Consider the following 13869-nt stretch of genomic DNA (forward strand, 5'->3'; position numbering starts at 1 on the left):
TAGGTCAGGTAAGCGAAGCGCCACCTGACAAATAAGTTTTCACCGCTGTAGAGGATGATCCCCATGGATGCCGTTAAAAAGAGACACTGGTGGCAAAGCCCGCAACTCACATGGTCTGTGATTGGCTTACTGTGCCTGCTGGTGGGTTACCTTGTTGTTTTGATGTACGCCCAGGGGGAGTACCTGTTCGCCATCATGACGCTGATTTTAAGCTCAGTTGGCCTGTATATTTTCGCTAATCGCAAGGCTTATGCCTGGCGCTATGTTTATCCCGGCCTCGCCGGCATGGGCCTGTTTGTCCTGTTTCCGCTGATCTGCACTATCGCTATCGCGTTTACCAACTACAGCAGCACCAACCAGCTGACCTTTGAGCGTGCGCAGCAGGTGCTGATGGATCGTTCCTTCCAGGCCGGCAAAGCCTATAATTTCACGCTGATCCCGGCGGGTGACGAGTGGAAGCTGGCGCTGACCGACGGCGAAAGCGGTAAAAACTACCTTTCTGACGCCTTTAAATTTGGCGGCGAGCAGAAGCTGGCGTTAAAAGAAACCGACGCCCTGCCGGAAGGCGAGCGCGCCAACCTGCGCGTGATTACCCAGAATCGCACCGCGCTGAACCAGCTGACCGCTGTGCTGCCGGATGACAGCAAAGTCATCATGAGCTCCCTGCGCCAGTTCTCCGGTACCCAGCCTCTGTATACCCTCGGCGAAGACGGGGTACTGACCAACAATCAGACCCACGTTAAATACCGCCCGAACAACGACGTCGGCTTCTACCAGTCAATTAACGCCGACGGCAGCTGGGGCAATGAGAAGCTGAGCCCGGGCTACACTGTGACTATCGGCTGGGACAACTTTACCCGCGTCTTCCACGATGAAGGCATTCAGAAACCGTTCTTCGCGATCTTCGTCTGGACGGTGGTGTTCTCGGTGCTGACCGTGGTGCTGACCGTCGCGGTGGGGATGATCCTCGCCTGCCTGGTGCAGTGGGAAGCGCTGAAAGGCAAAGCGATTTATCGCGTCCTGCTGATTCTGCCGTACGCCGTACCGTCGTTTATTTCGATTCTGATTTTCAAAGGGCTGTTCAACCAGAGCTTTGGTGAAATCAACATGATGCTCAGCACGCTGTTCGGCATTAAGCCGGCATGGTTTAGCGACCCGACCACCGCGCGCACCATGATCATCATCGTCAACACCTGGCTGGGCTACCCGTACATGATGATCCTGTGCATGGGGCTGCTGAAGGCGATTCCGGACGATCTGTACGAAGCGTCGGCAATGGATGGCGCCGGCCCGTTCCAGAACTTCTTTAAAATTACCTTCCCGCTGCTGATTAAGCCGCTAACGCCGCTGATGATCGCCAGCTTCGCCTTTAACTTTAACAACTTCGTCCTGATTCAATTGTTGACCAACGGCGGTCCGGACCGTCTCGGCACCACCACCCCGGCCGGTTATACCGACCTGCTGGTGAGCTACACCTATCGCATCGCCTTTGAAGGCGGCGGCGGTCAGGACTTCGGCCTGGCGGCGGCTATCGCAACGCTTATCTTCCTGCTGGTTGGCGCGTTAGCGATTGTGAATCTGAAAGCCACGCGCATGAAGTTTGATTAAGGGAGATAACGATAATGGCTATGGTCCAACCCAAATCGCAGAAGCTACGTTTATTTACCACGCATCTCCTGCTACTGATTTTTATCGCCGCGATTATGTTTCCGCTGCTGATGGTTATCGCTATCTCGCTGCGCGAAGGCAACTTCGCCACCGGCAGCCTGATCCCGGATACCATCTCCTGGGAACACTGGCGTCTGGCGTTAGGCTTCAGCGTCGAACACGCCGATGGCCGCGTCACGCCGCCGCCGTTCCCGGTCCTGCTGTGGCTGTGGAACTCGATTAAGGTCGCCGGGATCACCGCGATCGGCATCGTCGCCCTCTCCACCACCTGCGCTTACGCTTTCGCCCGTATGCGCTTCCCGGGGAAAGCGACCCTGCTGAAAGGGATGCTGATTTTCCAGATGTTCCCGGCGGTGCTGTCGCTGGTTGCCCTGTACGCGTTGTTTGACCGCCTGGGCCAGTACATCCCGTTCGTCGGCCTCAACACCCACGGCGGCGTCATCTTTGCCTACATGGGCGGTATCGCGCTGCACGTCTGGACGATTAAAGGCTACTTCGAAACCATCGATGGCTCGCTGGAAGAAGCGGCGGCGCTGGATGGCGCGACCCCATGGCAGGCTTTCCGCCTCGTGCTGCTGCCGCTGTCGGTGCCGATTCTGGCAGTCGTGTTTATTCTGTCGTTCATCGCGGCCATCACCGAAGTGCCGGTCGCCTCGCTGCTGCTGCGCGATGTGAACAGCTATACCCTGGCGGTAGGTATGCAACAGTATCTCAACCCGCAGAACTATCTGTGGGGCGACTTTGCCGCCGCGGCGGTGCTCTCCGCCATTCCGATCACGGTTGTCTTCCTGCTGGCGCAGCGCTGGCTGGTTAATGGCCTGACGGCGGGTGGAGTGAAAGGTTAATTTTTTTGTAACACCGGCCCCAAATTTCAGAGGAGGGCCGACGGTCTAGCCGCAATACACGACCCCAACCGGGTATTGTCGCCGTCGCCCTCAGCTGAAAAAGTAAGGTCAATGCCACTGCTATCCTCAACTGGACCCTACATAAATTCTATTTGTGACTGTTGGTCAGCGGCCCTGGAGGCCGCTTTTTTTTATTCGCGTTTCAGGCGATTGGAGTTACACAGCCAGAGCGTAATCACCAGGATCAGGATCGCCGCGGAGTAAATGAGCACCGCCAGCGGCGACTCATGATCGACGATAATAAGCCGCACAATTGCGGTAATACCGATATAGACGAAATAGCGCAGTGGAAAGTGAAAACCGGATTCAAAATATTTAACAATCAGCGCGATAAACTCAAAGTAGAGAAAATAGACCACCAGCCCTTCGACCAGCTTGTACTTACTCACCGGCTCCGGCGTAAACAGTACGTGCGCCAGATGCAGGGTCTCCTTTCCCAGGAACACCACCAGAATAATTCCCAGGCACAGCAGTGCCAGATTCAGCACGGCCTGCATGGCCTTCGCAACGAAATTAACCAGCGGACGATATACCGACGGCATAGTGACACCTCAAATGCATGAACGTTGTCGATCTGTATAGCGCAAAAGTGTGATCCAGATCTACCTATGATTCCTTCGTCTTACGCTATCTCCGGGCTATTGATTCGAAAAGTACGAACAAGAGAAAATTGTCCTTCCAGCAACGCTGTGAGCAGATTAACAAAATCATCCATTACGCTTAGAACGAATCAGCCCAACTAACTGAAATATAAAAAGTTTACTTTTTGAAACAGGTATATCTTAAAACCTCCCGTAAGATAAAATTTTTCTCCAAACCACAGTCTTTTTATGGTTATTAGGGTAAGTTTTTTCTTATCTTTTGTCTTAGCATTATCGCAGCTGAATAAAATTTAATTTTGGACATTAAATCATTATGAACACCGATAACGCTTCCCTGTACGTAAAATGGCTCAAACAAGAGGTCGCCCCGGCTTTAGGTTGTACTGAACCCGTCGCTATTTCCTTCGCGGCCGCCTACGCCGCACAATATCTGGATCAGCCTTGCACTAAAATTAGCGGTTTTATTTCCGCCAATCTTTATAAAAACGCGATGGGTGTCACCATACCCGGCACCACCGTTTGCGGTGTACCGCTGGCAGCCGCAATTGGCGCATTTGGCGGCGACCCGCAAAAGGGATTAAAAACGCTGGAAGATATCACTCCGCGACACGTTGAAATGGCGCAGAAGCTGATCGCCAATAACGCCGTTGATATTGCCGTCGAAGAGACTCCGGATTTTATCCATCTCGATTTAACCCTCTCTGCTGGCGAGAATTGCTGTCGTGTCGTGGTCAAAGGAACCCACACCAACGTGGTCGAACTTTATATTAATGGCCAGCCGCAGCCATTAAGCGAAAAACAGAATACGCGCACCCAGCGCGAAACGCTGCCCACTTTCTCGCTACAACAGGCTTACGAATTTATTAATAGCGTCGACTTTAATGATATTCGCTTTATTCTCGACGCCGCGCGCTTAAACTCCGCGCTGGCGGCAGAAGGCAAAACAAAAAAATATGGCCTGAACATTAACGGTACCTTTTCTGACGCAGTGAAAAACGGCCTGATGAGCAACGATCTGTTAAGCAAGGTGATCATCAACACCGTCGCCGCTTCAGATGCCCGCATGGGCGGCGCGCCGGTGGTAGCGATGTCTAACTTCGGCTCAGGCAATCAGGGCATTACAGCAACCATGCCGGTAGTGGTGGTTGCAGAGCATCTCGGCGTCGATGAAGAGACCCTGGCTCGCGCTTTGTCTCTATCTCATCTCACCGCCATCTCAATTCATTCTCGTTATACGCGCTTATCTGCGCTATGCGCAGCCTCAACCGCCGCTATGGGCGCCGCCGCCGGTATGGCATGGCTGTTTACCCGCGACATCAACACCATTAATACCGCAATTATTAATATGGTCAGCGATATTACCGGCATGATTTGTGATGGCGCTTCCAACAGCTGCGCGATGAAAGTCTCGTCAGTGGTATCCAGCGCCTTTAAGGCGGTACTAATGGCAATGCAAAATAGCTGCGCTGGCGCCAATGACGGTATTGTCTGCGCCGATGTCGAGCAGACTATTAATAACCTGTGCCGTCTGGTGATTAAACCAATGACTCTCACCGATAAAGAAATTATCAGCATTATGGTCGCTAAATAATACCATTTCACGGGCCTGAAAGAGCAGGCCCCGATTAACGTACTCTACCCACACTATTATTTATAAATTAGCAGGTATAGCAGATGAATAAAAAAGTCATCTTCCGCGGCGCCAGCGCTATTATGCCCCTATGCATCGGCGACTTTCCATTTTCATTTATTGTCGGCGCATTAAGCGTTAGCGCGGGCATGAGCGTCTGGCAGAGTACGGCGTGGTCGGCGATCGTCATTGCCGGCTCGGCGCAAATGCTGGCACTGAATATGTTAAAAACCGGCGCCACGCTCGGCGTGATTATTTTCACCACATTAATTATCAATCTTCGCCACGTGCTGTATAGCGCCTCTATTTCCGGCACCGTGCGCGAAGCTTCATTCTTTAAAAAATGCTTTATGTCCTATGCGCTCACCGACGAGGTGTATGCCACCACCGTCAAAGAGATGGAAGGAAATAAAAAGGAAAAATATCTCTTTTATGGTTCGGCGATGATTACCTTCTGGGCGATTTGGGTGCTAGCTGATTTTCTTGGCGCGCTGGTCGGCGCCTCGTTTCCCCACATTGAGAAATACGGTCTCGATTTCGCCATGGTCGCCGCCTTTATCGCCATCGTGGTGCCGCAAATTAAAAGCCAGGCCTGCACCGTCGCCGCGGTTGTAGCCGCCGTTTCCGGCGTGCTGTTAGTGGTCCTACCCTATTCGCTGGGTATCGTCGTCGCCTCAGTGCTTGGCGTCCTCGCCGGCCTGTGCGTCGACCTGGCGGAAGAGCGCAAGCAGATGGCAAAAACCGAATCCGATATGCCGTTAGTGGAGGCGATGGAAAATGAGTAATAGCTATTTTATCGCCCTGACGCTGGGCATGGCCGCGGTGACTTTTCTCATCCGTTTCTCGTTTATCGGCCTGGCCGGCAAGATCCAGATGTCCGAGCGGGTGACCAAAACGCTACGCTTCGTGCCGGTCACCGTTCTGCCGGCCATCATCACCATTCAGATCCTGAGCGTGAATTCCAGCATGGAGTTCGACTTAAAAAATCCGAAGGTGATCGCCGCCATCATCTGCACGCTCGCCAGCTTCCGTTTAGGCCTGGTGTGGGTGGTAGTGAGCGGCGTCGGCTCGCTGGTGTTGTTAAATTATTTTATGTAACCGTTTGAAGGATAAACCGTATGATTATTACCACCGCTGACGCGCCTGCCGCTATCGGCCCGTACGTGCAGGGCGTCAATCTCGGCGCGATGACCATCACCTCCGGTCAGCTGCCGATTAATCCGCTGGACGGCACCATGCCCGAGGACATTGCCGAACAGGCGCGCCAGTCGCTGGAGAACGTGAAAGCCATCGTTGAAGCCGCCGGACTCACGGTCGGGCAGATCGTTAAAACTACGGTGTTTGTCAAAGACCTGGCGGATTTTGCCGCCATCAATGCCGCCTACGAGGCCTTCTTTACCGAACACCAGGCGGCCTTTCCGGCGCGCTCCTGTGTGGAGGTAGCAAGGTTACCGAAAGATGCCGGCGTCGAAATCGAAGCGATCGCTTTCGCCCGCTAACCCCCAGGCTGGAGGGAGCGCCTCCAGCCTTCTCCCACCGATTTTTGTCGTTCCACATTGTTCACTTTACAGGCAATATAGCCGCAGAACGACGCGAGGAACGCAGCATGTTAACTATTCGACAGGCATGTCCCGAGGACGCGCCCCAGCTTAGCGCGATGGGCTATGCCAGCTATCATCACCACTTTGCTCATCTCTGGCGCGATGCCGATGAACTGGCGTTATTTCTTAAGCAAGAATATGCCGAAGATGCGCTACGTCGGAGTCTTGCGGATGCGACCCAACACTGGCTCATCGCCGAAGCCCCCTCTCCTGTTGGTTTCGCTAAATATAGCTATCAGCAGCGAATGGCTGACGACGGCAAGATTGGTACGCTGCTGCATAAGCTCTACCTGATGCCGGGGAAGACTGGCCACCGCTACGGCGAGCATATTTTTCACGCCGTCGAGACGCGAGCAAAAACGGCCGGTGAAAGTTGGCTGTGGCTGGAAGTACTCGCCGCGAATCCCGCCGCGCGCCGTTTTTACGAACGCCAGGGGATGCAGCACATCAGAGACACGACTTTCCACTCCGCCAGCCAGCAAAGCACCTTACATATTCTGGCCAAACCGATTTGAGAGGAACTATGCCTGAGCTTCGTGATACCGGCGTACGTAACGTCGTTTGTGGGGAAAATGTCGTTATTTACCAGCCCGCCAACCTCTATGATTGCCAGCTCGGCGATAACGTCTTCGTCGGGCCGTTCGTTGAGATCCAGGGGAATACCCGCATCGGCGCGAACAGTAAAATTCAATCCCATACCTTTATCTGCGAGTACGTCACCATCGGCCAGCGCTGCTTTATCGGTCACGGCGTGATGTTTGCCAACGACCTGTTTCGCGAGGGTAAACCAAACGCCGACCGCGCCAGCTGGGGGCGGATCGAGATTGGCGATGACGTGTCGATCGGCAGCGGCGCCACGATTCTGGCCGTCAGCATCTGCGATGGGGTGGTGATAGGCGCGGGCAGCGTGGTAACGAAGTCCATTACCGAGAAAGGCGTGTGGGCGGGGAATCCAGCGAGGCTGCTGCGGCGGCTATAAATAAAAAATGCCGACCAAAGGGTCGGCATTCCGTCTTAGCTGCGCAAGCGTTATGCGCGCCAGGCTTTATAACGGTTAATCAGGCCGTTAGTAGAGCTGTCGTGGCTGCTAACTTCGCTGCCGTCTTTCAGCTCCGGCAGGATGCGGTTAGCCAGCTGTTTGCCCAGCTCAACGCCCCACTGGTCAAAGGTGAAGATGTTGAGGATCGCGCCCTGGGTGAAGATTTTGTGCTCGTACAGGGCAATCAGCGCCCCGAGGCTGAACGGGGTGATCTCACGCAGCAGGATGGAGTTAGTCGGGCGGTTACCTTCGAACACTTTGAACGGCACCACGTGCTCCAGGGTCGCCGGGTCTTTACCCTGATCGCGATATTCCTGCTCAACCACTTCGCGGGATTTACCAAAGGCCAGGGCCTCGGTCTGGGCGAAGAAGTTAGACAGCAGTTTCTGATGGTGGTCAGACAGCGGGTTGTGGGTGATAGCCGGAGCGATGAAATCGCACGGTACCATTTTGGTGCCCTGGTGGATCAGCTGGTAGAACGCGTGCTGACCGTTGGTGCCCGGCTCACCCCAGATGATTGGGCCAGTCTGGTAGTCTACCGCGTGGCCGTTACGGTCAACATACTTACCGTTGGACTCCATGTTGCCCTGCTGGAAGTAAGCGGCAAAGCGGTGCATGTACTGGTCGTACGGCAGAATCGCTTCGGTTTCCGCACCGAAGAAGTTGTTGTACCAGATGCCGATCAGCGCCAGCAGCACCGGCAGGTTTTTCTCCGCCGGAGTGGTGGAGAAGTGCTTATCCATCGCATGCGCGCCGGACAGCAGCTCAACGAAGTTGTCGAAGCCCACGGAGAGAATGATGGACAGACCAATCGCCGACCACAGGGAGTAACGGCCGCCAACCCAGTCCCAGAATTCGAACATGTTGGCGGTGTCGATGCCGAACTCGCCAACCGCTTTCGCGTTGGTGGAAAGCGCGGCGAAGTGTTTCGCCACGTGCTTGTCGTCGCCCGCGGTTGCCAGGAACCAGTCGCGCGCGCTGTGGGCGTTGGTCATGGTTTCCTGGGTAGTGAAAGTCTTGGACGCCACCAGGAACAGAGTCGTTTCCGGATTCACGTTCTTCAGCACTTCGGCGATATGGGTGCCATCGACGTTAGAGACAAAGTGCATGTTGAGGTGGTTTTTATACGGACGCAGCGCCTCGGTCACCATGAAAGGACCGAGGTCGGAGCCGCCGATACCGATGTTAACCACGTCGGTGATCGGTTTGCCGGTGTAGCCTTTCCAGCTACCGGAGATAATCGCTTCGGAGAAGGTTTTCATCTTCTCCAGCACAGCGTTCACTTCCGGCATCACATCTTTGCCATCAACCACAATCGGCGTATTGCTGCGGTTACGCAGCGCGACGTGCAGTACCGCGCGGTCTTCGGTGCGGTTGATCTTCTCACCTGAGAACATCGACTTGATAGCGCCCGCCAGGTCAGTCTCTTTCGCCAGATCCTGCAGTTTAGCCAGCGTCTCTTCAGTGATGCGGTTTTTGGAGAAGTCCACCAGCATCAGATCGTCGAACGTCGCGGAAAATTTAGAAAAACGGTCGCTATCTTTGGCGAAAAGCTCGCTGATAGTGACATCTTTCATTTCGTCGAAGTGTTTCTGTAATGCCTGCCAGGCAGAGGTCTGCGTTGGGTTGATGTTTTTCATTAGCAATACTCTTCTGATTTGAGATTGTGACTTCGGTCGATTGTAGCGCCGGTGACGGAAAATTGTGATGATTTTTGTGACTTGACCCTGACGCCGGTCAGGAATCGGGTCAAAACGGAGTAAAAAGCCCCATTAGTATAGCTATCATAAGGCTTTTTTCTGTTAGCCGCAGAGGCATGAAAAATCCGCATAACCGCAGCGTTGACATAGCTGGCGTTAAGCCTTTATATATCCGCAGTGCTTACGTATTGGTAGGTATCTATTGCTCGCGCATTTCACGCTACAGCGAAAGGGTATTCGCGGGGGATATAATGTCCCTGTTCCCCCGGCCAGGTGAAAGACGTCAGTAATTGCCAGAAGAGGTGCGTTGCCCAGGTAACCGTATTGGAGGAACCAGTCCGGGGAAGATACGTGAGGGGGAGCAACGCCGAGGTGAAAGAGCGTCTGGTCACGCTCCTCGCCGGCCACAGGGGCTGAATCCCCTGGGTTGTCACCAGAAACGTTCGCAGTCGGGCGTTTCATACCCGAACACCTCAGCGCCCAAAGCGGTGAGTCGGGTCTACAAGGTGGAGCACTTCTGGGTGACATCGTAGTTGTTTATCACTCTGCGCCACCCTGTTTATCGCTCTTCCCTTGTGCCATGGCTGAATAATTTGGCCTGGCTTATTAAGACATTTTGTTGCGATCCGGCGGCGTCCAGCCCCTGCCAGGATCGGTGCTCAGGAATCGTTTTAATAAGTCAGGCCCCCTGACACGAGGTTGTTATGACAGATCTAGTCGTCGCCAAATTTGGCGGCACCAGCGTTGCTGATTTTGACGCAATGAACCGCAGCATCGATGTGGCGCTGCTCGATGCCAATACCCGTATTGTTGTGCTCTCCGCCTCTGCCGGCGTGACCAACATTCTGGTGGCCTTAGCGGGAGGGCTGGAACCCACCGAACGTTTTTCCCAGCTGGACGCTCTGCGTCAGATCCAGTTCAATATTCTGGAGCGTTTGCGTTATCCCAACGTGATCCGCGAAGAGATTGAGCGCTTGCTGGAAAATATCACGACGCTGGCGGAAGCCGCCGCGCTCGCCTCCTCAACCGCCCTGACTGACGAACTGGTCAGCCATGGCGAACTGATGTCTACCCTGCTGTTTGTGGAAATTCTGCGTGAACGCGGTATTCAGGCGCAGTGGTTTGACGCCCGTAAAGTGCTGCGCACTAACGATCGCTTTGGCCGCGCCGAACCGGACATCGCCGCCGTCGCCGAACTGACCCAGCAGCAGCTGGCGCCGCGCCTGGCGGAAGGCCTGGTGGTGACCCAGGGCTTTATCGGCAGCGAAGCGAAAGGCCGCACCACCACCCTCGGCCGCGGCGGCAGCGATTATACCGCCGCTCTGCTCGGCGAAGCGCTGAATGCCACCCGCGTCGATATCTGGACCGATGTCCCGGGGATCTATACTACCGACCCGCGCGTCGCGCCGGCGGCGAAACGCATCGACGTCATCGCCTTTGAAGAGGCTGCGGAAATGGCCACCTTTGGCGCCAAAGTGCTGCATCCGGCAACCCTGCTGCCTGCAGTGCGCAGCGATATCCCGGTGTTTGTCGGTTCCAGTAAAGAGCCTAAAGCGGGCGGTACGTTGGTGTGTAAAACCACCGAGAACCCGCCGCTGTTCCGCGCGCTGGCGCTGCGTCGCCGGCAAACGCTGCTGACGCTGCACAGCCTGAATATGCTGCACTCCCGCGGTTTCCTCGCCGAAGTGTTCGGTATTCTGGCGCGCCATAACATCTCAGTTGATTTGATCACCACCTCCGAAGTGAGCGTGGCCCTGACCATGGACACCACCGGCTCGACCTCTGCGGGCGATACCCTGCTGACCCAGGCGCTGCTGACCGAGCTCTCTTCGCTGTGCCGCGTGGAAGTGGAAGAAAATCTGGCGCTGGTCGCCCTGATTGGCAATGAGCTGTCGAAAGCCTGCGGCGTCGGCAAAGAGGTCTTTGGCGTCCTCGAGCCGTTTAACATCCGCATGATCTGCTATGGCGCCTCCAGCCACAACCTGTGCTTCCTGGTGCCGGGCGACGATGCGGAGAAGGTTGTGCAGAAGCTGCATCATAATTTGTTTGAATAAAATTCCTTAGCACGATAAACAATACCTATAGCCGGGCTCGAACCCGGCTTTTTTATAACAACATCAACACAACCAGCTGACCTGCTCGCCGCCCATCGGGATGGCGCGGCCCGGTTCGCGTATCGCAAGGAACACAACATGCTCGCAACTCTGACGCGGCTGTTCCCGTTATGGGCACTGCTGCTCTCCGTTCTGGCCTATTACACTCCCACCACCTTCACCCCAATTGGCCCATGGGTCACCACCCTGCTGATGCTGATCATGTTCGGTATGGGCGTGCATCTGAAGCTGGAGGATTTCAAACGCGTCCTGTCGCGTCCGGCGCCGGTCGCTGCGGGGATATTTCTGCACTATCTGGTGATGCCGCTCGCCGCCTGGCTGCTGGCGCTGCTGTTTCATATGCCGCCGGAGCTTTCCGCCGGGATGGTGCTGGTCGGCAGCGTCGCCAGCGGGACCGCCTCCAACGTGATGATCTTTCTTGCCAAAGGGGATGTGGCGCTGTCGGTGACCATCTCCTCGGTCTCCACCCTCGTCGGCGTCGTGGCGACACCGCTGCTCACCCGTCTGTACGTCGACGCGCATATTCAGGTCGACGTCATGGGCATGTTGCTCAGCATTCTGCAGATTGTGGTCATTCCTATCGCGCTGGGACTGATTGTCCATCATCTGCTGCCGAAGGTGGTGAAAGCGGTAGAGCCGTTCCTGCCCGCCTTCTCGATGGTGTGCATTCTGGCGATCATCAGCGCGGTGGTGGCGGGTTCCGCCGCCCATATCGCCTCCGTCGGCCTGGTGGTGATTATCGCGGTGATCCTGCATAACACTATTGGTCTGCTTGGCGGGTACTGGGGCGGACGTCTGTTTGGTTTTGATGAATCCACCTGCCGTACGCTGGCGATCGAGGTGGGGATGCAGAACTCCGGCCTGGCGGCCGCGCTGGGTAAAATTTACTTCGGCCCGCTGGCGGCGCTGCCGGGCGCGCTGTTCTCCGTCTGGCATAACCTGTCCGGTTCGCTGCTGGCCGGGTACTGGTCAGGAAAGCCCATCGCCAAAAAAGCCGACAAGCGCTGAGCGTGATACGTCCGGGCGCAGGCCCGGGCGTGTGCCTGCTTTAGTTGCCATACAGGCTATCAGTAAAATATTCATTGCCGTACACTGGGTGCTCTGGTCTGACTGAGGGCACCACCATGGCACTCCCCCGTATTACACAAAAAGAGATGACCGAGCGCGAACAGCGCGAATTGAAAACGCTGCTTGACCGCGCGCGTATTGCGCATGGCCGCCCGCTGAGCAATGCGGAAACGAACAGCGTGAAAAAGGAATATATCGATAAGCTGATGGCGCAGCGTGAAGCGGAAGCGAAGAAAGCCCGCCAGGTGAGAAAACAGCAGGCTTATAAAACGGATAAGGAAGCGACCTTTTCCTGGTCGGCGAATACGCCGACCCGCGGCAGGCGTTAACGCCCTTTCTTTTTACGTCCCGGCTGGGTGAAACGTTTCCCGTTACCAGCCGGGCGGCCCTTATCGTTGCTATTTTCCATCTTCACCACCGGGCGCTTGATGCCGGGAGTCGCCGCTTTGGCCTTCGGCCTGGCTTTCGGCTTCGCTTCGGAAGAGGAGTTTTCAATCAGCTTGAACAGGTCGATCAGCTCGTCATCGGTTAGATCACGCCATTCACCCAAGGGGATCCCCGTCAGGCTCACGTTCATGATCCGCGTACGCTCAAGCTTCGTCACTTCATAGCCAAAGTGCTCGCACATACGACGGATCTGGCGATTCAGCCCCTGCACCAGAGTGATGCGGAAAACGAACGGCGCTTCTTTCTTTACCTTACATTTTTTGGTCACGGTCCCGAGAATCGGTACCCCCGCGCCCATGCCGCGAATGAACTCATCGGTCACCGGCTTATCGACCGTCACCAGATACTCTTTTTCATGGTCGTTGCCGGCGCGCAGGATCTTGTTCACCAGATCGCCGTGGTTGGTGAGGAAGATCAGCCCCTGGGAGTCTTTATCCAGACGGCCAATAGGGAAGATACGCTTGCTGTGGTTGACGAAATCGACAATGTTGTCGCGCTCGCCGTCTTCCGTGGTGCTCACAATGCCGACCGGCTTATTCAGCGCAATCAGCACCAGATCATCCGCTTCGCGCGGCTCAATCAACCGTCCGTTCACTTTGACTAAATCGCCAGGCTTCACCTGATCGCCAATGGTGGCGCGCTTGCCATTGATAAAGACGTTGCCTTGTTCAATAAAGCGGTCCGCTTCGCGACGCGAGCAGATGCCGCTTTCGCTGATGTATTTGTTTAATCGGGTTGATGAGTCGGGCAGCATAGATTCTCCTGTAAAAGCGAAATATACCCTACCTTGTGGGCGAGAAAAAAGATGTGCCTTTGCGCCCTCCGGCGCAAGGTGTGATCGACTACGCCTTTTTTCACAAAAGTGTCCCGCTCAACGCCTGGCAACTTTTCATGATGAAATATCACAGAATCAGCGATTTAGCGTGCAATGCACAAAGGTGCCAACAACCCGCTATTGATAACGCAAATGTGCAAGATTATTCGCCAGATTAGGGTGATGAAATAAAAGAAAATCGCTTTAAACGGTGGCTCTAATAGGGTTATATCAGATCAACAGCACAAACCCGCGATTTGCACAAATGTGCAGGAGCCTGC

At 55.1% G+C, this 13869-nt stretch carries 14 protein-coding genes and 1 riboswitch; of the genes, 11 read left to right on the plus strand and 3 right to left on the minus strand.

Going from position 1 to position 13869, the window contains the following annotated elements; all coding sequences use genetic code 11:
• Positions 1-63 precede the first annotated feature (63 nt).
• Both malF and malG read left to right on the plus strand, forming a co-directional pair.
• The gene (gene malF / locus OHJ17_RS23915) at positions 64-1608 is read left to right on the plus strand and encodes a maltose ABC transporter permease MalF (RefSeq protein WP_002884726.1); all 1545 of its coding nucleotides are present in this window, start codon (positions 64-66) and stop codon (positions 1606-1608) included.
• Positions 1609-1622: 14 nt separating this feature from the next.
• On the plus strand, positions 1623-2513 hold the full coding sequence (malG, locus tag OHJ17_RS23920; protein WP_002884725.1) for a maltose ABC transporter permease MalG: 891 nt from the start codon (positions 1623-1625) through the stop codon (positions 2511-2513).
• 191 nt (positions 2514-2704) lie between these two features.
• On the opposite strand, the gene psiE is transcribed toward malG, so the two are convergent.
• The gene (psiE, locus tag OHJ17_RS23925; protein WP_002884721.1) at positions 2705-3115 is read right to left on the minus strand and encodes a phosphate-starvation-inducible protein PsiE; all 411 of its coding nucleotides are present in this window, start codon (positions 3113-3115) and stop codon (positions 2705-2707) included.
• Between the two features lie 373 nt (positions 3116-3488).
• Between psiE and OHJ17_RS23930 the strand changes: the two genes are divergently transcribed.
• From OHJ17_RS23930 to OHJ17_RS23955, 6 genes are all read left to right on the plus strand, one after another.
• Positions 3489-4766, plus strand: coding sequence for an L-cysteine desulfidase family protein (locus tag OHJ17_RS23930; protein ID WP_032433758.1), 1278 nt, complete (start codon positions 3489-3491; stop codon positions 4764-4766).
• An 83-nt stretch (positions 4767-4849) separates the two neighbouring features.
• Positions 4850-5590 (plus strand): AzlC family ABC transporter permease, encoded by a 741-nt coding sequence (locus OHJ17_RS23935; protein ID WP_004177854.1) that lies wholly within the window; start codon positions 4850-4852, stop codon positions 5588-5590.
• A complete protein-coding gene (locus OHJ17_RS23940; RefSeq protein ID WP_004177855.1) occupies positions 5583-5903 on the plus strand; it encodes an AzlD domain-containing protein in 321 nt (106 codons plus the stop codon). The genes OHJ17_RS23935 and OHJ17_RS23940 overlap by 8 nt, the downstream gene beginning before the upstream one ends.
• Before the next feature lie 20 nt (positions 5904-5923).
• Entirely contained in the window at positions 5924-6304 is a 381-nt protein-coding gene (locus OHJ17_RS23945) for a Rid family detoxifying hydrolase (protein WP_032433757.1), read from the plus strand.
• Positions 6305-6411: 107 nt separating this feature from the next.
• Positions 6412-6921: a GNAT family N-acetyltransferase gene (locus tag OHJ17_RS23950; RefSeq protein WP_004177856.1), complete on the plus strand. Its 510-nt coding sequence runs from the start codon at positions 6412-6414 to the stop codon at positions 6919-6921.
• Between the two features lie 8 nt (positions 6922-6929).
• A complete protein-coding gene (locus tag OHJ17_RS23955; RefSeq protein ID WP_004177857.1) occupies positions 6930-7385 on the plus strand; it encodes an acyltransferase in 456 nt (151 codons plus the stop codon).
• 50 nt (positions 7386-7435) lie between these two features.
• Here OHJ17_RS23955 and pgi read toward each other — a convergent pair whose 3' ends face one another.
• Positions 7436-9085 (minus strand): glucose-6-phosphate isomerase, encoded by a 1650-nt coding sequence (gene pgi / locus OHJ17_RS23960; RefSeq protein ID WP_002884631.1) that lies wholly within the window; start codon positions 9083-9085, stop codon positions 7436-7438.
• Between the two features lie 349 nt (positions 9086-9434).
• A riboswitch (Lysine riboswitch) is annotated at positions 9435-9670 on the plus strand.
• A 179-nt stretch (positions 9671-9849) separates the two neighbouring features.
• On the opposite strand from pgi, the gene lysC reads away from it, so the two are divergent.
• The 3 genes from lysC to OHJ17_RS23975 all read left to right on the plus strand — a co-directional run bounded on the left by lysC (position 9850) and on the right by OHJ17_RS23975 (position 12656).
• Positions 9850-11199 carry a lysine-sensitive aspartokinase 3 gene (gene lysC / locus OHJ17_RS23965; RefSeq protein WP_004146591.1) on the plus strand — a complete coding sequence of 450 codons (1350 nt, stop codon included), beginning with the start codon at positions 9850-9852 and terminating at the stop codon, positions 11197-11199.
• Positions 11200-11337: 138 nt separating this feature from the next.
• A complete protein-coding gene (gene panS / locus OHJ17_RS23970; protein WP_002884627.1) occupies positions 11338-12267 on the plus strand; it encodes a ketopantoate/pantoate/pantothenate transporter PanS in 930 nt (309 codons plus the stop codon).
• 116 nt (positions 12268-12383) lie between these two features.
• Positions 12384-12656 carry a YjbD family protein gene (locus OHJ17_RS23975; protein ID WP_002884625.1) on the plus strand — a complete coding sequence of 91 codons (273 nt, stop codon included), beginning with the start codon at positions 12384-12386 and terminating at the stop codon, positions 12654-12656.
• Here OHJ17_RS23975 and rluF read toward each other — a convergent pair.
• Positions 12653-13528 (minus strand): 23S rRNA pseudouridine(2604) synthase RluF, encoded by an 876-nt coding sequence (gene rluF, locus OHJ17_RS23980; RefSeq protein ID WP_002884619.1) that lies wholly within the window; start codon positions 13526-13528, stop codon positions 12653-12655. The two genes, OHJ17_RS23975 and rluF, sit on opposite strands and share 4 nt — an antisense overlap.
• Positions 13529-13869: the final 341 nt, after the last annotated feature.

This window comes from Klebsiella sp. KP20-425-1 (assembly GCF_025813515.1).
GTDB lineage: Bacteria > Pseudomonadota > Gammaproteobacteria > Enterobacterales > Enterobacteriaceae > Klebsiella > Klebsiella pneumoniae.

Excerpts from the sequence above, each read along its gene's own strand:
- malF (WP_002884726.1), top strand. The coding sequence starts at position 64 with ATGGATGCCGTTAAAAAGAGACACTGGTGGCAAAGCCCGCAACTCACA.
- malG (WP_002884725.1), top strand. The coding sequence starts at position 1,623 with ATGGCTATGGTCCAACCCAAATCGCAGAAGCTACGTTTATTTACCACG.
- psiE (WP_002884721.1), bottom strand. The coding sequence starts at position 3,115 with ATGCCGTCGGTATATCGTCCGCTGGTTAATTTCGTTGCGAAGGCCATG.
- OHJ17_RS23930 (WP_032433758.1), top strand. The coding sequence starts at position 3,489 with ATGAACACCGATAACGCTTCCCTGTACGTAAAATGGCTCAAACAAGAG.
- OHJ17_RS23935 (WP_004177854.1), top strand. The coding sequence starts at position 4,850 with ATGAATAAAAAAGTCATCTTCCGCGGCGCCAGCGCTATTATGCCCCTA.
- OHJ17_RS23940 (WP_004177855.1), top strand. The coding sequence starts at position 5,583 with ATGAGTAATAGCTATTTTATCGCCCTGACGCTGGGCATGGCCGCGGTG.
- OHJ17_RS23945 (WP_032433757.1), top strand. The coding sequence starts at position 5,924 with ATGATTATTACCACCGCTGACGCGCCTGCCGCTATCGGCCCGTACGTG.
- OHJ17_RS23950 (WP_004177856.1), top strand. The coding sequence starts at position 6,412 with ATGTTAACTATTCGACAGGCATGTCCCGAGGACGCGCCCCAGCTTAGC.
- OHJ17_RS23955 (WP_004177857.1), top strand. The coding sequence starts at position 6,930 with ATGCCTGAGCTTCGTGATACCGGCGTACGTAACGTCGTTTGTGGGGAA.
- pgi (WP_002884631.1), bottom strand. The coding sequence starts at position 9,085 with ATGAAAAACATCAACCCAACGCAGACCTCTGCCTGGCAGGCATTACAG.
- lysC (WP_004146591.1), top strand. The coding sequence starts at position 9,850 with ATGACAGATCTAGTCGTCGCCAAATTTGGCGGCACCAGCGTTGCTGAT.
- panS (WP_002884627.1), top strand. The coding sequence starts at position 11,338 with ATGCTCGCAACTCTGACGCGGCTGTTCCCGTTATGGGCACTGCTGCTC.
- OHJ17_RS23975 (WP_002884625.1), top strand. The coding sequence starts at position 12,384 with ATGGCACTCCCCCGTATTACACAAAAAGAGATGACCGAGCGCGAACAG.
- rluF (WP_002884619.1), bottom strand. The coding sequence starts at position 13,528 with ATGCTGCCCGACTCATCAACCCGATTAAACAAATACATCAGCGAAAGC.